Source organism: Microbacterium sp. P5_E9 (assembly GCF_054049175.1).
The window spans coordinates 208359-224989 of the sequence record NZ_JBFUMV010000004.1; the positions used below are offsets into that span (position 1 = coordinate 208359).

Annotated in this window: 13 protein-coding genes and 1 pseudogene; 8 read left to right on the top strand and 6 right to left on the bottom strand. The window is 69.4% G+C overall.

The genetic code is table 11. The features are described from left to right. Window positions 1–57: 57 nt before the first annotated feature. Window positions 58–561 (bottom strand): GNAT family N-acetyltransferase, encoded by a 504-nt coding sequence (locus tag ACXJ3V_RS08970; protein WP_457099943.1) that lies wholly within the window; start codon window positions 559–561, stop codon window positions 58–60. Window positions 562–778: 217 nt separating this feature from the next. Here ACXJ3V_RS08970 and ACXJ3V_RS08975 point away from each other — a divergent pair, with 217 nt between their 5' ends. Both ACXJ3V_RS08975 and ACXJ3V_RS08980 read left to right on the top strand, forming a co-directional pair. Then, a complete protein-coding gene (locus tag ACXJ3V_RS08975; protein WP_457099944.1) occupies window positions 779–2884 on the top strand; it encodes an acyl-CoA dehydrogenase family protein in 2106 nt (701 codons plus the stop codon). A gap of 35 nt (window positions 2885–2919) precedes the next feature. After that, window positions 2920–3498 (top strand): DNA-3-methyladenine glycosylase I, encoded by a 579-nt coding sequence (locus tag ACXJ3V_RS08980; RefSeq protein ID WP_457099945.1) that lies wholly within the window; start codon window positions 2920–2922, stop codon window positions 3496–3498. A 28-nt stretch (window positions 3499–3526) separates the two neighbouring features. On the opposite strand, the gene ACXJ3V_RS08985 is transcribed toward ACXJ3V_RS08980, so the two are convergent. Next, entirely contained in the window at window positions 3527–4222 is a 696-nt protein-coding gene (locus ACXJ3V_RS08985) for a helix-turn-helix domain-containing protein (RefSeq protein WP_457099946.1), read from the bottom strand. Between the two features lie 88 nt (window positions 4223–4310). On the opposite strand from ACXJ3V_RS08985, the gene ACXJ3V_RS08990 reads away from it, so the two are divergent. The 3 genes and pseudogenes from ACXJ3V_RS08990 (at window position 4311) to ACXJ3V_RS09000 (ending at window position 8184) form a co-directional block, all read left to right on the top strand. Next, window positions 4311–5618: a glycosyltransferase gene (locus ACXJ3V_RS08990; protein WP_457099947.1), complete on the top strand. Its 1308-nt coding sequence runs from the start codon at window positions 4311–4313 to the stop codon at window positions 5616–5618. A gap of 12 nt (window positions 5619–5630) precedes the next feature. Next, window positions 5631–6155, top strand: coding sequence for a DUF6220 domain-containing protein (locus ACXJ3V_RS08995; RefSeq protein ID WP_457099948.1), 525 nt, complete (start codon window positions 5631–5633; stop codon window positions 6153–6155). Between the two features lie 305 nt (window positions 6156–6460). Then, window positions 6461–8184: pseudogene (locus ACXJ3V_RS09000) on the top strand (multicopper oxidase family protein). Between the two features lie 34 nt (window positions 8185–8218). Here ACXJ3V_RS09000 and ACXJ3V_RS09005 read toward each other — a convergent pair. From ACXJ3V_RS09005 to ACXJ3V_RS09015, 3 genes are read right to left on the bottom strand one after another with little or no spacing between them, the layout of a single operon-like run. Further along, the gene (locus ACXJ3V_RS09005) at window positions 8219–8683 is read right to left on the bottom strand and encodes a recombinase family protein (protein ID WP_457099949.1); all 465 of its coding nucleotides are present in this window, start codon (window positions 8681–8683) and stop codon (window positions 8219–8221) included. A 58-nt stretch (window positions 8684–8741) separates the two neighbouring features. Then, on the bottom strand, window positions 8742–10496 hold the full coding sequence (locus ACXJ3V_RS09010) for a cation:proton antiporter (protein ID WP_457099950.1): 1755 nt from the start codon (window positions 10494–10496) through the stop codon (window positions 8742–8744). Next, a complete protein-coding gene (locus tag ACXJ3V_RS09015; RefSeq protein ID WP_457099951.1) occupies window positions 10497–11507 on the bottom strand; it encodes a malate dehydrogenase in 1011 nt (336 codons plus the stop codon). It lies immediately after the preceding gene. An 81-nt stretch (window positions 11508–11588) separates the two neighbouring features. Between ACXJ3V_RS09015 and ypfJ the strand changes: the two genes are divergently transcribed. From ypfJ to ACXJ3V_RS09030, 3 genes are read left to right on the top strand one after another with little or no spacing between them, the layout of a single operon-like run. After that, the gene (gene ypfJ, locus ACXJ3V_RS09020) at window positions 11589–12458 is read left to right on the top strand and encodes a KPN_02809 family neutral zinc metallopeptidase (protein WP_457099952.1); all 870 of its coding nucleotides are present in this window, start codon (window positions 11589–11591) and stop codon (window positions 12456–12458) included. After that, entirely contained in the window at window positions 12455–13474 is a 1020-nt protein-coding gene (pip, locus tag ACXJ3V_RS09025; RefSeq protein ID WP_457099953.1) for a prolyl aminopeptidase, read from the top strand. The genes ypfJ and pip overlap by 4 nt, the downstream gene beginning before the upstream one ends. A 25-nt stretch (window positions 13475–13499) precedes the next feature. Beyond that, window positions 13500–14861 carry a glutamate decarboxylase gene (locus ACXJ3V_RS09030; protein ID WP_457099954.1) on the top strand — a complete coding sequence of 454 codons (1362 nt, stop codon included), beginning with the start codon at window positions 13500–13502 and terminating at the stop codon, window positions 14859–14861. Window positions 14862–14942: 81 nt separating this feature from the next. On the opposite strand, the gene ACXJ3V_RS09035 is transcribed toward ACXJ3V_RS09030, so the two are convergent. Further along, on the bottom strand, window positions 14943–16625 hold the full coding sequence (locus ACXJ3V_RS09035; protein ID WP_457099955.1) for a GMC family oxidoreductase: 1683 nt from the start codon (window positions 16623–16625) through the stop codon (window positions 14943–14945). Window positions 16626–16631: the final 6 nt, after the last annotated feature.

The window sequence follows — 16631 nt, forward strand, 5'->3', positions numbered from 1 at the left end:
CGCGGCGGGATCGTCCGCACGCGTGCCACGCGAAGCCGGTGCGGCAGCGCGTCGAGGTCACCCGCCCCCGGCGACGTCGATGATCCAGACGTTCACCGACATCCCCGGCACATCGCCCTCGGGGGGGAACGCCGCGGTGCCCACCAGGTCGAACCCGGCCCGCGCGCACAGAGCGTTCGACGGGGCGTTGTCGACGTGCGCATAGCCGACGACCAAGGGTCGATCGCCGAGCACCGCGACAAGGCGGAGCGTCTCGCGAAGCGCCGTCAAGGCGATGCCGCGGCCCTGCCAGTCTGGATGGATGGAGCAGCCGACCTCGTACACCGGCATCCCGTCGTGCACTTCCTCCCACCACCCGGCGTACCCCGCGGGCGTGCCGTCGACATCGACGCGGAACATGCGCATCTGGCCGGTCTCCCACCCGGCGAGGTAGCCCGAGTGCTGCTGCGCGAGCGCTTCGTCGGACTCCGGCCCGCCGAAATAGCGCGTCATCTCCCACGTGTTCGCGCGTTGCAGCACGGGCAGGTCGTCCACGCCCCATCGCACCAATTCGACCCTCATCGCCTGCCCTTCGCGGCTCTGCTTCCATCGTGCCGAGCGTCGCCGCCGCACGCCAGTCCAGCCGTGACGGAGTCGGCGCTGTCGGGATCGCACAACAGCCCCAACCGCCGTACCCCGCCGCACTTGTGAGGTTTCCGCAATGGGTTTGGCGCGATGTTGTCGAACTCCTACCGTCAATGATGACCTCCTCCCTGTTCTTCACCCGAAAGGTGAATCCATGACCGACGCCGCCGTCCGTCCGAAGAAACCCGCCACGAATAGGCGCACCCCCGCCGGCGGAGCCCCGACCGCACCGCACACCGCGGCCGAGGCATCCGAAGCCCGCATCGACGTCGCTCAGGTGAACGACGCCCTGATGGGGACGTGGGCAGAGACCCGCCGCGAAGCGCGGGCCGTCATCAAGGACCCCGCGTTCTGGCGCGTCGACGGCATGCCGATGGCCGAGCACCGCGAGCGGGTGCTGGCCCAGCTGCACGCGCTCGCCGAGGCGGGCGGATCCCGCCGCGGGTTCCCCGAGGAGTACGGCGGGCTGGGTGACAGCGGTGCGAACCTCGCAGGCTTCATGGAGCTCGTGCTGGCCGATCCCAGCCTGCAGATCAAGTCCGGCGTGCAGTGGGGACTGTTCGGCTCAGCCGTCTACCAGCTCGGCACGAAGAAGCACCACGACCAGTGGCTGCGCGGCATCATGGACGTCTCGATCCCCGGTGCGTTCGCGATGACCGAGACGGGACACGGATCGGATGTCGCGGCCATCGGCACCACGGCCACCTACGACCCCGACACCGAGGAATTCATCATCCACACGCCGTTCCGCGGCGCGTGGAAGGACTACCTCGGCAACGCGGCGCTGCACGGCAAGGCCGCGACCGTGTTCGCCCAGCTCATCACCGGCGACGTCAATTACGGCGTGCACTGCTTCTTCGTCCCGCTGCGTGATGACGAGGGAGAGTTCCTCCCCGGCATCGGCGGCGAGGACGACGGCGTCAAGGGCGGCCTCAACGGCATCGACAACGGGAGGCTGCATTTCGACCACGTGCGCATCCCGCGCGAGAACCTCCTCAACCGCTACGGCGACGTCGCGGCCGACGGCACGTACTCGAGCGACATCGCAAGCCCTGGGCGGCGGTTCTTCACGATGCTCGGCGCGCTCGTCCAGGGCCGCGTCTCCCTCGATGGCGCCGCCACCACCGGCACCGCTGTCGCGCTCTACATCGCGCTCACCTACGCCAACCAGCGCCGCCAGTTCGACTCCGGCACCGGCACCGACGAGGTCGTGCTGCTCGACTACGGCAAGCACCAGCGTCGCCTGCTGCCGCTGCTCGCCCAGAACTACGCCCAGTTCTTCGCCAACGACGAGCTGCTGCGCAAGTTCGACGGCGTCTTCAGCGGCAGGAAGGACACGCCGGAGGAGCGCGAAGACCTCGAGACGCTCGCCGCAGCGCTGAAGCCCCTGTCGACCTGGAACGCCCTCGACACCATCCAGGAGTGCCGCGAGGCCTGCGGCGGCGCGGGCTTCCTCGCCGAGAACCGCCTGGTCGGGCTGCACCACGACCTCGACGTGTACGTCACGTTCGAGGGCGACAACAACGTGCTGCTGCAGCTCGTCGGCAAGCGCCTCCTCTCCGACTACGCCAAGCAGTTCAAGGGCAAGGATGCCGCGGCGCTCGCCCGCATCGCGCTCGGCCAGACCGCCGGCAAGGTGTTCCACGGTGCCGGTCTGCGCCAGTTCGGGCAGTCGGTCGCCGACTTCGGCTCGACCGCCCGTTCGGTCGAGCTCGGCCTGCGCGCCGACCACCAGCATGAGCTGCTCTCCGGCCGCGTGCAGCAGATGATCGCGGATATCGCGGGACGGCTGCGCCCGGCATCCAAGCTCCCGCGTGACGAGGCGGCGGCGCTGTTCAACGCCAACCAGTCCGAACTGATCGAGGCCGCCCGGGCACACGGCGAGCTGCTGCAGTGGGAGGCGCTCACCGACGCCGTCAACGCGATGGAACACGCCGGCACCAAGCAGGTGCTGACCTGGCTGCGCGACCTCTTCGGCCTCACGCTCATCGAGCGCCACCTCGCCTGGTACCTGATCAATGGGCGCCTCTCGGTGAAGCGCGCCACCGCCGTCTCCGCCTACATCGACCGCCTCTGCGCGCGGCTTCGCCCGCACGCGCAGGATCTCGTCGACGCGTTCGGCTTCGAGCCCGAGCACGTGCGGGCGCCCATCGCATCGGGTGCCGAGCAGGTTCGCCAGGCCGAGGCCGCCGGCTACCACGCCGCGCTGCTCGCCTCCGGCGAGGGCCCCGTCTCGGAGAAGTCGCTCAAGCACAAGTAGCCGGCGAGCGGGCTCACCCGGCCTAGGCTGACCGGGTGAGCCCCGACATCCGCCTCGGTCCGGACGACATCCCGCGCTGCGCGTGGGTCGGCGACGACGCGGAGTATCGGCGCTATCACGACGACGAATGGGGCACCCCGCTGCACGGCGATCGGGCGCTGTTCGAGAAGCTGAGCCTCGAGGGGTTTCAGGCGGGGCTCTCGTGGATCACCATCCTGCGCAAGCGCCCGAGATTCCGTGAGGCGTTCGCGGGGTTCGAGCCGGAGGCGGTGGCCGCGTTCGACGAGCCGGAGATCGAGCGGCTGATGGCGGATGCCGGCATCGTACGCAATCGCGCCAAGATCGAGGCGACGATCTCGAACGCGCGGCTCGTGACGACGCTGGGGCCGGGGGAGCTCGATGCGCTGCTCTGGTCGTTCGCACCCGTCGCGCAGCGGCCACGACCGGCCGGACTCGCCGACATCCCCGCGATCACGGCGGAGTCGAACGCGGCCTCGAAGGCACTGCGCAAGCGCGGATTCCGGTTCGTAGGACCCACCACGATGTACGCGCTCATGCAGTCAGCAGGCATGGTCGACGACCACGTCGCGGGATGCTGGTGCGCGACCGCCTGAACGGACCGCGCTTCGTCTCGTCGGCGGGCTATCCGCGGTCGGCGACGAGGAGCCGCGGCAGGGCATCCTTCAGCCAGGCCCCGAGGTGATCGACGGTCCAGCCGCGATCCACAGTGAAGGCCAGGTACGACTGCGGCGACAGAGTGGTGGCGAGGATGTCGGCGCCCTCCTTCACGCTCAGTCCGGCTCGCAGCGCGCCATGATCGGCGAGTGCCTGCACCATGCGGACACAGCCGTCGAGTCGCAGTGCCTCGCTCCGCACCCACCAGTCGGCGAGGTACGGATCCGACGCGTACGCGGATCGACCCGCATCACCGATCGCGGACGTGCGCTCGTAGACGGGAAGTGCGCCGTCCACCCAAAGTGAGAGCGCTTCGGCACCATCGGGCTCGGCCAGCGCGCGACCGTACGCTTCCGTTTCGTCGGGTGGCCCGATCTGACCGTCGCGCGTGCGCCCCAGCACGGCGTTGCCGACGAGCTCTTCGAGCAGGCCGGCCTTCGTGCGGAACCCGAGGTAGACCGTCTGAACCGCAACACCGGCTCGTTCGGCGATCGCGGCCATCGTCGTGTCGTGATAGCCGCGCTCGGTGAACTCGGCATGCGCGGCATCCATGATCCGCCAGCGGGTCTCGAGCGCCTTCTGCCGGCGCGACTCGCGATGAGCGGCCGCAGCGCCCGGCGTTCTGGTGCTGGGTGCGCTGGGTTCGGGAGGGGCGTCGCTCACACTCGACACTCTACTAGACAATCTCACTAGTGGAGGACTACAGTGACGCACTACAGGGAAATTCCTACGTCAAGGTCAGGAGACCGACATGCGGATTCTCATCGCCACAGTCCCGGCAGCGGGTCACTTCAATCCCCTCACCGGTCCTGCCGTACGCCTCGCCGAACTCGGCCACGACGTCCGGTGGTATGCGGGTCCCGAGTACGCGAAGCGGGCAGAGCGGCTCGGGATCGAGGTGATCCCTTACGACGAGGCCGTCGAGATCACTGCCGACAATGTCAATGCGCTGTTCCCGGAGCGCCAGAAGCTCAAAGGTCCGAAGGCGATCGAGTTCGACGGGGATGTGTTCTTCTCCCGGCCTGCCCAGGCGCAGTTCCGCGACATCCGCGATGCGCGGGCGCGATTCCCGTTCGACGCTCTCCTGATCGACGGCGCCTTCTACGCCGGCTACCTCGTGGCCAAGCGCCTGGATGTGCCCGTGTTCGTGATGGGGTCGATCGCTGCACCGACGCTCCGCGGGAAGAACGCGGTCACGCCGTTCTTCGGGTTGCGACCGCCGCGGACTTTCGTCGGTCGCATCGTCAACCGCGCGGCCCGCGCGATGGTCGTCTCCAGCAGCCGGAAAGGCGTGGCGACCTTCAATGGATACCTGGCGGAGGAGGGGCTGCCACCCGTCTTGGTCGAGGACTTCGTCGACTGCACGCAGCAGCCCGACGTGGCGCGACGCGTCTTCAACATCGGGCTCCCCGAGCTCGACTATCCCGACATCTACCTGCCCCCGAACACCGAGTGGGTCGGCGCGCTCCTTCCGCACCGTGGGGCAGCGACCGGGCCGCTCGACCCACGCATCGTGAGGCGGTCGGGTCGGGTGGTCGTGGTCTCGCAGGGAACCGTCGACAACCACGATCCCGGAAAGCTCATGATCCCGGCGATCGAGGCGTTCGCGGGCCGCGACCGGCTTCTCGTCGTCGTGACCGGCGGGGTCGGAACGGACGACCTGCGTTCCCGCTTTCCGCAGGACAACGTGCTGATCGAGGACTTCGTCGACTTCGACCTGCTCTTCCCGCACACCGAGCTCTACGTCACGAACGGAGGACTCGGCGGAGTGCTGCTCGCGCTGAGCCATGGTGTTCCCCTGCTGACGGCCGGAACACGCGAGGGCAAGGGCGACATCAACGCCCGGCTGGCCTACCGTGGGCTGGCCGTGGATCTGCGCACGGAGACCCCGTCTGCACGGGCGATTGCGCGGGGCGCCGACCGGGTGCTGAAGGACGCGGAAATGCAATCCCGGGTCGCCGTGGTGAAGGCGGCCCTGGCCGCCTACGACTCGGTCGGCATCATCGAGCACTCGATGCTCCAAAGCCTTCGGGTGGCTGATCCACCCCGAGATCACTAGAAGGAGGTTGCCGTGCGCAAGGCATTTCTGACCATCAACGCGCTGCTGACGCTGTCGCTCATCACACAGCTGTATCTCGCAGCGCTCGGGGTGTTCTCCAAGCCGGAGGACGACCTGTTCCGCTTCCATGCGATGAACGGGCGGTTCCTGCTTCCGATCCTCATCATCCTTTGGATCGTCTTCGGATTCCTCGCCCGAATCGGCCGAAGGAACATCGGGCTCACCTTCCTGGGCCTCCTGCTCCTGGCCATGCAGACCGGGTACTTCATCATCGCTGGGGCGTTGGGCGCGTCCCCGCCGCCCAACCCATCGACCCCGGGGGGAACATCGTTCATCCTCGCGCTGCACGGTCTCGGCGGAACGCTCCTGCTGCTGCTCACGATCTGGGTCTTCTTCCGGGTCAAGGGAATGGGGCCGATCGAGCGGCCGACATCCCTGGCGTCCACGGGGGACGAGTCGCCGATGGCGGTGCGGCCCTCTGGCGAACCGGCGCCGGCGGGCGAACCGCCACAGCCCGCGACGGCGCCCATCGCCTGACCCGTAGGTGAACCGGGGAGGTCCGCATGTCCGTGATTCTTCTCGGTCTCGGGTACCTTCTGCTCGCCGCCGTCGGCGCCGCGTGCTGGGGCCTCGCAATCGAGGGCGCTCGCCGTGATGCCGCAGACACGTCTGGATCCAGGGCAACGAGTCTCCTCGTCGCGGGTGGACTCGCCGCCCTCGCGGCCCGCTCGGCGGTGGCGTGGTTCCTCGCCCAGCCGGATCTGGGATTCGCGCAGGAGAAGGTGATCGTCGGGCTGCCGGTGAGTGCGGCGGCGTCGATCGTCGCGGCGACACTGTGGTGGATGCCTCGCCCCGGCGTGGCCGGGTCTGCTCGGCGTGACGGACTTGTCGCGGCTGCCTTCGCGGCCGCCGCCGCGGCGGCGGGTGCGGAGATCGTGCTCACCATTGCCGTGGGGGCACCGGTGGGACCTGCTGCGGCAATCGTCGTGATCGCCGCCGTCGTGGGGACTGGAATCGTGGCGGCGCTCGTGCGCTCGAGGCGATCCGGCGGATCACGACGACCCGCGCTTGCCGCGGGCGCCGCGGTCATCGCCCTGATCGCGGGCATCGGGGTCGTCGGGAACGTGACCGCATCGGGCGCGGGTGCATTGCAGACCGCCGGCTTCGGCCCCGCGGCAGCGCACGCGCATGGGGTCGGCAGCGCTTCCGCCCTCAGCCCGGGAGGGCGCCCGGTCACGGACCTGACGACGGCGCCAACCGAACCAAGCCGCCACGGCGAGACCATCGCGGTCGATCTGCGCGCTCAGCAGCAGGATGTCGAACTGCCCTCGGGCCGACTGGTCGAGGCCTGGACCTACGGTGGGCTCGCCGGTCCGGCGATAGTAGCCCGGGTCGGCGACACCCTGTCCGTGGACCTCTCCAACATCGATGTCGGCGTCGGCGCCACCGTGCATTGGCACGGGTACCCCGTTCCGAACGCCTTCGACGGCGTCGCAGGGGTCACACAGGACGCGGTGCGTCCAGGAGAGGACTTCCGTGCCGAGATCCTCATGACGCAGCCCGGCACCTACTGGTACCACACCCATCAGCGCGGGTCGCAGGGCGTTGTGCGCGGGCTCTACGGCACGCTCGTCGTGCTGCCGGAGACCGGCGCCACCGAAGACGTCGACCTGACCATGCCGGTCCACACCTTCTCGGGCACGGTCGTGCTGGGCACGAGCGACGTGCTCGAAGAGCAGGTCGTCCGTCCCGGTGACTCGGTGCGCCTGCGCCTGATCAACACCGACCAGACGCCGCAGACCTTCGCCGTGCAGGGCGCGCCGTTCCGCGTGGCTGCGCTCGATGGCATGGATGTCGCAACCGACGCCCTCATTGATCGATCGCTCGTCATCGCGGCGGGCGGTCGAGTCGACGTTGTGCTTGAGATGCCGGTCGCACCGGTGCGGATCGGGGTTGCGAGCGAACAGAGCGGGGGGTTCGGCCGGGTGCCGGCGGCGGGCACTGACATCCCCGCGCTGGTGATTCCTTCGACGGCCTTCGACCCCCTCAGCGACCTCATCGCGACCCCGCTCGATGCGGGAAATCCGCAGTCCCACGCCGCCGCGGCGATCGACCGCGCTCTGCACGGTGCGGGGTTCGATGTGGACCGGACGATGATCCTCGACAGGCTTCCGCGCTTCGTCGACGGCGTACCGACGTACGCGTACACGGTGGACGGCCGGGTGTATCCGTACATCGAGCCCACCATCGTGGACACGGGGGACACGGTTCGCGTGCGACTCGTCAACAGGACGTTCGAGACTCACCCGATGCATCCCCATGGGCACGCCGTGCGGGTGCTGTCGGTGAACGGTCGCGCGCCCGCGCAGCCGCTCTGGCTCGACACCTTCGACGTCGGGCCCGGCGAGGTCTGGGTGGTGGCGCTGTATGCCGATAACCCGGGATCTGGATGGATCACTGCCACAACCTGGAGCACGCGGCCCTCGGGATGGTGACGCACTTGGCCTATCGGGGGATCACCACCCCCTTCGATCACGGGGGACCTGCCGACAACGCCCCGGAATGACGTGCGCTGAGACTCGCTCAGGACCGCGCCGCCGTCAGCGCGGGACGTCCTTCAGGTGGCGCGCGCCATGGCGCAGCACCTTCACCACGACACCGCGCCGACTGAGTTCGGCCACCGTGCGGGTCTCCTCGTCGGTGTTGCGGCCGAGCGCGTGCACGTCGGTGACGACGAGCACATCGCCGTGGGTGAGCCGCCCGAACAGGCGCACCAGGCGCTCCTCCCAGGACTCGAGCGTCTCGGGCGCCGGGTGGCGGAACCCCCCGATCGGCACGCCGAATCGGGTGAGCTCATCACGCTGAACGGTCACCGACGGCATGTCGTCGCGAGAGACGACCAGCCCGACCAGACGCGCACCTGCGGGGCGGGCGAGCCACCAGTCCCGGTCGCGCTGCATCTCGGTGAAGCATTCGGGGCACTCGATCGCGGCGTGGGGCGCGCCCAGCGGGGGTGCTTCGGCGTGCACGTGTGTGGAATCCGTCGTATTCGTGGCATCCGCCATGTCCGCACCTCCGAGTCCATTGTGCACCGCGGCGCAGACGGCGTGAACGCGGCATCCGTCAGTCGTCGTCCCCGAGCCGCAGCTCGAGGCTGAGCTGATCCGCGTCGAGCTCGGCGAGCGCCCGGCGCAGCACCGCGGTGCTGTACGCGCCACCGGACGACAGCTCGGTGAGGCGCCGCCGCTGCGTCTCGATCATCGCGAGCCGCAGTTCGAGCGTGTCCTGCATGATCGCGCTCATGTCCTCGTCCGGCGGCTCGGCCATGCGCGCGCCGATGCGTTCGATCAGCTCAGGTGCGAACGCGGTGCCGTTGCGCTTGGTGAGGGAGTCGCCGAGGAGGGCGGATGCCGCGGCCTCCCGCAGCTCCTCGTCGAGGCGGGTCTGCTCGCTGCGGCTGACTTCGTCCGCAGCAGTGTCGTCGATTCCGAGCCGTCGCACCACCCACGGGAGGGTCAGCCCCTGCACCATGAGGCTGCCAACCGCGACGAGGAACGCGACGAACACGAGGAGCGGGCGCTCCGGTGCATCCGAAGGGAGCGTCTGGGCGGCCGCGAGCGTGACGACACCACGCATGCCCGCCCAGACGATGATCGTCCCGTGCTTCCAGCCCAGCGGCGATCCCTGGTAGTAGTCGATGTCGGCGAGGGCCCGCGTTGCCCGAGTGCGCATGGTCGACAGCCAGCGTTCACGCTGCTCCGGCTGCGGCGGGGGGAGCTCTCGCGCCGCCCGCCCACGGCGGGGGGCGTCCGGATCGGGCGGCTCCGCGGCGATCGATTCGATGCGCTCACTGAACGATTCCAGACGCGCGCGATCCCGGTGCCGGGCGCGCCTGCTCTGCAGCCAGACCAGGAAGGAGACGTAGGCCGCGCGCACGAGCATGATGATCGCGAAGGCGGCGACGGCGAGCCAGATGGCATGCCCGAGACCCTGATCGTCCTCGATGTTCTGGCGCAGCAGCTCCTTAAGCTCGAGGCCCATCAGGAGGAAGACCGCGCCTTCGAGCAGGAGCTCGATCGTGCGCCAGTTCAGCGCGTCCGACATCCGCTGCTCCGGAGTGAACCACCGGGCGGCGCCCTGGCCGGTCACGATGCCGGCCACCACCGCCGCGACGAGTCCCGAGCCGCCGAGCCGCTCGGTCGGCAGATACGCGATGAACGGGACGACGAAGCCGAGGGCGGTATTGGCTGCGGGGTTGTGCACGAGCGCGCGCAGGCGCAGATTCAGCCAGCCGACCAGGGCGCCGATCACGATCGCCACGAGGATGCCCCAGACGAAGGTTCCGAGGATGCCGCCCTCGGGCGCGTTCCCCGTGATCGCGATGGCGACGGCCACGCGAAGGATCACCAGGGAGGTCGCGTCGTTGAGCAGGCTCTCGCCCTCGAGCATCGTCACGACCCGCCGCGAAACACCGAGACGCTTCACGATCGAGGTGGCCACCGCGTCGGTGGGACTCAGGATCGCGCCGAGTGCGAGAGCGTAGTAGATGCCCAGGCCGGGGATCAGGGCGTTGAAGAAGAGTGCCAGGGCGACCGAGCTGAACAGCACGAGCAGCACCGACAGCCCCGCGATCGGGCCGAAGTCGCGACGGAATTCGATCGCCGGAAGCGAGACGGCCGCGGAGTAGAGCAGCGGTGGCAGGACGCCGACGAGGATGAGCTCGGGGTCGACCTCGATCGGCGGCACGAACGGGAACAGGCTGACCACGATCCCGACCGCGACCAGCAGCAGCGGGCCGGCGACCTTCGCCCGCGGTGCGACCGCCGTAGCGAGCGCGACGACGACGACCCCGAGGATCGCGATGACCAGGTACTCCATCTACGACAGCAGTCCGAGGTCGCGCACGGCGTCGCGTTCCGCCACGAGCTCGGCGATCGAGGCGTCGAACCGCGCACGGGAGCGGTCGTCCAGGCCGAGTCCCTCCACGATGCGGTAGCCGGAGCCGTCCGACGTCACCGGGAACGAGCAGACCAAACCCTCCGGAACCCCGTACTCGCCGTGGGAGACCACGGCGGCCGAGGTCGAGGCATCCGTCCCCCGCTGCTCGTCGCGCACATGCGCGATCGCCGCGTTGGCCGCTGAGGCGACCGACGACGACCCGCGCACCTCGATGATCTCCGCCCCTCGGCGGGCGACGCGCGGGATGAACACGTCATCCAGCCAGGTCACGGCAGCAGCGGTGCCGCCGAGCTTCGCAGCGAGCGCGTCGATGACCGGGACGCCCGAGACTGTCGCGTGCGAGACATCCGGGAACTGCGTCGCGGAATGGTTCCCCCAGATCGCGACCCCGCGCAGGTCGTCCGGGTGAGCGTCGAGAGCGGCCGCCAGCTGCCCGATCGCCCGGTTGTGGTCGAGTCGGGTGAGCGCGGTGAATCGCTCGGCCGGCACGTCGGGGGCGGATGCCGCGGCGATGAGCGCGTTCGTGTTGGCGGGGTTGCCCACCGCGAGGATCCGCACGTCGTCAGCCGCATGCGCGTTGATCGCAGCTCCCTGCGGTGCGAAGATGCCGGCGTTCGCCGCGAGAAGGTCGGCGCGCTCCATCCCCGGTCCGCGGGGGCGTGATCCGACCAGGAGAGCGACCCCGCACCCTTCGAAGGCGGCATTCGGATCGTCGAACACGTCGACGCCGGCCAGCAGCGGGAACGCGCAGTCCTGCAGCTCGAGGATCGCGCCCTCGGCGGCGCGCATTCCCTGTGGGATCTCCAGCAGCCTGAGCCGCACCGGGCGGTCCCGCCCGAGCATTTCGCCGGCGGCGATCCGGAACATCAGGGCGTACCCGATCTGCCCTCCCGCGCCGGTGATGGTCACGGTTTTCGGTGTGGTCGCCATGACGAGAGCCTATTCCGGTCGATTGCGCAAGGGGTCGGGCGTTTTCGGGGGTTGGTGAATCCCCCGCGGTACCGTGAAGCCATGACGTTCAACGACAACGCAAAGGTCGGGGGCAATACCGCGCGGCGACGTGGCCGCGGCGTCGCGATCGGCGGCGGTGCCGCCGGACTCGGCGTGATCGCGGTCCTCCTGCTCAATCTGCTCACCGGTGGCGACTTCTCGGGACTGCTCGGCGGCGGAGCCGCCGGCGGCGGCTCGGCACAGGATGAGGAGGTCCAGAACTGCGAGTTGGGGTCCGACGCGAACGCGCGCGACGACTGTCGGCTCGCTGCCGCGTCCCTCAACATCGACCAGTACTGGGCGACCGCCGTCGACGGCTACCGCAAGCCGCAGCTGATCATCGTCGACGTCGAGGCCGCGACCGGCTGCGGCACGGCCTCCAACGCGACCGGTCCGTTCTACTGCCCGCCCGAGGAGACCGTGTACGTCGATCCGACCTTCTTCGCGCTGCTGCGCGAGCGGTTCGATGCGTCCGCCGGGCCGCTCGCCCAGCTCTACGTGCTCGCCCACGAGTACGGACACCACGTGCAGAACATCACCGGGATCATGCAGGACCATCCCGACAACGGCACCGGCGAAGACAGCAACAGCGTGCGCACCGAGCTGCAGGCCGACTGCTTCGCGGGAGCCTGGGTGGCCCACGCCGGGGAGCAGAAGGATGAGAGCGGGGTCCCGTTCCTTCAGGCGCCGACCGAAGCGCAGGTGCGCGATGCGCTGGATGCCGCCGCCGCCGTCGGCGACGACCACATCCAGCGCGAGTCCGGTGCCCCGGTCAACCCGGAGGCGTGGACCCATGGATCGAGCGAGCAGCGGCAGCGCTGGTTCATGGCGGGGTATCAGGGGGGCCCCGGAGCCTGCGACACTTTCGGTGTGCAAGGAAATGAGCTGTGAGTCCACCGGCGCACCTCGACGACATCCTCTATCCGCCGATCGAACCCTATGAGACCGGCGAGCTCTTCGTCGGCGACGGCAACCGCGTCTACTGGGAGCAGAGCGGCAACCCCGACGGCAAGCCGGTCATCTTCCTGCACGGCGGACCCGGCGCGGGCACCTCGCCCTGGCACCGGCGGTTCTTCGACCCGGAGCGGTATCGGATCATCCTCTTCGATCAGCGCGGGTGCGGGCGCTCCACGCCGCACGCGAGCGAGCCGGACGCCGACCTCCGACACAACACGACCTGGCACCTGGTCGGCGACATGGAGCTGCTCCGCCGCAACTTCGGAATCGATCGCTGGCAGGTGTTCGGCGGATCGTGGGGGAGCGCGCTGGCGCTCGCCTACGCGCAGGCTCACCCCGAGGCGGTCAGTGAGATCGTGCTGCGCGGCATCTTCACGCTCCGTCGCTTCGAACTCGAGTGGTTCTACGAGGGCGGAGCCTCGGTGATCTTCCCCGACCTCTGGGAGGACTTCCTCGCTCCGATTCCAGTGCTCGAGCGGTCGCACCTGATCGAGGCGTACGCGCGGCGCCTCGCCGACCCCGATCCCGCGATCCACGGGCAGGCAGGGCTCGCCTGGACGAGGTGGGAGGCGTCGACGCTCACGCTGCTGCCCGACCCCGACCTGGTCGCCACGATGACGGAGCCGGCGGCGGCGACCGCATTCGCCCGCATCGAGAACCATTACTTCTTGCACGGCGGCTGGTTCGACGAGGGGCAGCTGATCGCGGGCGTGGACGCGATCCGCGACATCCCCGCCGTCATCGTCCAAGGCCGCTACGACGTATGCACGCCCCCGATGACGGCCTGGGAGCTGCATCGGGCCTGGCCGGAGGCCGAGCTCGTCATGATCGCGGATGCCGCGCACTCGGCGTCCGAGCCGGGCATCGCCGCTGCGCTGCGCGCGGCGACCGACCGGTTCGCGTCTTCCCCGGCCGATCCGGCTGTTCACCAAGAGCACCCTGCGGAGTAATGGCCTCATCCGCCAGGATGAGCCCATGGACACCGAACTGACCCCTGTCTTCGATCGACCGGTCCGCGGCAGCGCGTCGGCTCATGAGCGCCTGGGCCCCGACGAGCTTCTCCCGCAGACCGCCTATCAGATCGTCCACGACGAGACGATGCTCGACGGGAACGCCCGTCTGAACCTCGCGACGTTCGTCACGACGTGGATGGACGAGTACGCCAACCGTCTCTACCAGGAGACGTATGACAAGAACATGATCGACAAGGACGAGTACCCGTCCACGGCGGCTGTCGAAGACCGGTGCTGGCGGATCCTCGCCAACCTGTGGAGCGTCCCGACCGCGGAGGGCGCGATCGGCACGTCCACGACCGGCTCCAGCGAGGCGTGCATGCTCGGCGGGCTCGCCTTCAAGCGGCTCTGGCAGCATCGGCGCCGCGCCGAGGGCGCCTCGACCGAGAAGCCGAACCTCATCATGAGCTCGGCAGTCCAGGTGTGCTGGGAGAAGTTCTGCAACTACTGGGACGTCGAGATGCGGCTCGTCCCCGTCAGCGAGGAGCACCCGGTGCTCGACGGGTTCGAGCTGGAGAAGTACATCGACGAGAACACGATCGGCGTGGTCGCGATCATGGGCGTCACCTACACCGGCGCCTATGAGCCGGTCGCTCAGATCGCCGCGAAGCTGGATGAGATCCAGGCGACGACGGGGTTCGACATCCCGATCCATGTCGACGGAGCCTCCGGGGCGATGGTCGCCCCCTTCCTGCAGCCCGATCTGGAATGGGACTTCCGGCTCGAGCGCGTGCACTCCATCTCCACGTCGGGACACAAGTACGGCGGGGTGTACCCGGGGCTCGGGTGGGTCGTCTGGCGCGAGAAGAAGTGGCTCCCGGAGGACCTCATCTTCCGGGTGAGCTACCTCGGCGGCGACATGCCGACGCTCGCGCTCAACTTTTCGCGGCCCGGTGCGCAGGTGCTCCTGCAGTACTACCTGTTCCTCCGGCTCGGCGTCGCCGGGTATACGGCGGTCCAGCAGGGATCGCAGGATGTCGCAGTGCACATCTCATCCGAGATCGCGAAGATGGGCCCGTTCATCCTGCTCAGCGACGGGACGGACATTCCGGTTTTCGCGTGGACGCTCAAGCAGGGCTACACGCAGAACTGGAACCTGTACCACCTGAGCGATCGCCTGCGCATGCGGGGCTGGCTCGTGCCGGCCTATCCGATGCCGGAGGATCTCCAGCAGATCATCGTGCAGCGGATCGTCGTGCGCGAAGACCTCAGCATCGACATGTCCGACAAGCTGCTCGCCGACATCCGCAGCGAGGTCGCCTACCTCAACCTGCTCGAGTCGCCGATGCCGGTCGAGGGCCAGCGGCCGAGCTTCACGCACTAGCGGGCGCCCGCGGCTCGGATCAGCGCTCCTGCGGGAATCTGATCCGATCCGCGGGGTTTCGATACGGGCGCCTTCGGCGGCCTACTCAACCTTGCCCCGGATCGCATCAACGCGGGCTTCGCTCGCATTGATCCGATCCGCGGCAACCTCGCCGATGACGATCGCGGGCGCGTTGGTGTGCCCGCGGATGATGTTCGGCATGACGGATGCGTCGGCCACGCGCAGCCCGTCGACTCCGCGCACCCGCAGGTCGGCGTCGACGACGGAGGCGGCATCCGTCCCCATCCGCGCCGTGCCGACCGGGTGGTAAAGAGTGTGCGAATGGCGGCGGAGCGAGAGCTCGGCACGCTCTTCCGGCGTCATCCGCTCGCCGCCCTCCGGGCGGATCCAGCCACCCGTCAGCACTGCGCGGAGGGCCTCGGTGTCGATCAGGCGCTCGCACTCGGCGAGGCCGGCGAGCAGGGTCTGCTCGTCGATCCCGTCCGCATCGGTGAGGTAGCCCGGGTCGATCACCGCCTTCGCCGCGGGGTCGCCGGAGGCGAGCCGGATCGTGCCGCGGCTGCGCGGCCGGATGAGGATGGCGCCGACGGTGAGGCCTTCGCCCGGCACCGGCACCAGTCCCTCATCGACGTAGGGGGCCGCGGCGAAGATGATCTCGATGTCCGGCAGCTTCGCAGGCATCCCGGCGCGATCGGCCACCGCGGTGCGCACGAAGCCGTACGCCTCGGCGACATTCGAGGTGAGCATCCCACGGCGCGCGGTCACGTAGCGCGCGAGCTGGCCGACCTGCTCCGCGCCGTACAGCGTGCCGCCCTTGGCGGCCGGAGCGAGCCCGGCGACGAGATGGTCCTGCAGGTTGCGGCCGACCTCGGGACTGTCGACGAGGAGCGGGATGCCGTGCTCAGCGAGATGCTCGGCCGGTCCGATGCCCGACAGCATGAGCAGCTGCGGGGTGTTCACCGCGCCACCGCAGAGGATGACCTCCCGATGGGCGAGCGCCTGGCGCGTGACGCCGTCGATCTCGACATAGACCCCGGTCGCCCGGGGCGCGGCTCCGCCGTCGGTCGCCGAGCCTGTCGAGGCGCCGAACGTGACGCGGCGCACCAGCGCTCCCGTGACCACACGGAGGTTGCGCCGCTTCGCCGCCGGCCGCAGGTATGCATCCGCGGTCGAGGCGCGGCCTCCGCGGTGCTGCGAGACCATCGTCTGCGAGAAGCCCTGACCCTCCGCAAGGTTGGGGTCGGTCACCGGGAGCCCCGCTTCCCGCACCGCCTCGAGGAAGACCGCCGTGTGCGGTCGGGGGTCGCGCTGGTGCTCGATCGACAGCGCACCGTCAGCACCCTGGGTCTCATCGACCGGGTCTTCGGTGCGCTCGACGCGCTGGAAGTAGGGGAGCAGCGAATCCCACGACCAGGCCGGGCCCGCGGCATCCGCCCACTCGTCGTAGTCGGCCGCGAAGCCGCGCACCCACATCATGGCGTTGAGCGACGACGACCCGCCGAGAGTCTTGCCGCGCGGCCAGAAGATCGTGCGATCCTCGAGCGCCGGCTGGGGGACCGTGTCGTAGTTCCAGTCGTATGGCCCGCGGAAGAGCTTCGAGAACGCGGCCGGGACGTGCAGCTCGAGCGCCTTGTCGGGCCCGCCCGCTTCCAGAAGCAGAACGGTCGTCGCCGGATCCTCGCTCAGCCGCGCCGCCAGTGCGGCACCGGCCGAGCCCGCTCCGACGATGACGTAATCGGCGGTGAGGGCGTCGGGGCGGCTCACCGCGGG

What these genes read in the sequence shown, in the direction of transcription:
- ACXJ3V_RS08970 (WP_457099943.1), bottom strand. Translation starts at nt 561, where the DNA reads ATGAGGGTCGAATTGGTGCGATGGGGCGTGGACGACCTGCCCGTGCTG.
- ACXJ3V_RS08975 (WP_457099944.1), top strand. Translation starts at nt 779, where the DNA reads ATGACCGACGCCGCCGTCCGTCCGAAGAAACCCGCCACGAATAGGCGC.
- ACXJ3V_RS08990 (WP_457099947.1), top strand. Translation starts at nt 4,311, where the DNA reads ATGCGGATTCTCATCGCCACAGTCCCGGCAGCGGGTCACTTCAATCCC.
- ACXJ3V_RS09005 (WP_457099949.1), bottom strand. Translation starts at nt 8,683, where the DNA reads ATGGCGGATGCCACGAATACGACGGATTCCACACACGTGCACGCCGAA.
- ACXJ3V_RS09010 (WP_457099950.1), bottom strand. Translation starts at nt 10,496, where the DNA reads ATGGAGTACCTGGTCATCGCGATCCTCGGGGTCGTCGTCGTCGCGCTC.
- ACXJ3V_RS09015 (WP_457099951.1), bottom strand. Translation starts at nt 11,507, where the DNA reads ATGGCGACCACACCGAAAACCGTGACCATCACCGGCGCGGGAGGGCAG.
- ypfJ (WP_457099952.1), top strand. Translation starts at nt 11,589, where the DNA reads ATGACGTTCAACGACAACGCAAAGGTCGGGGGCAATACCGCGCGGCGA.
- ACXJ3V_RS09030 (WP_457099954.1), top strand. Translation starts at nt 13,500, where the DNA reads ATGGACACCGAACTGACCCCTGTCTTCGATCGACCGGTCCGCGGCAGC.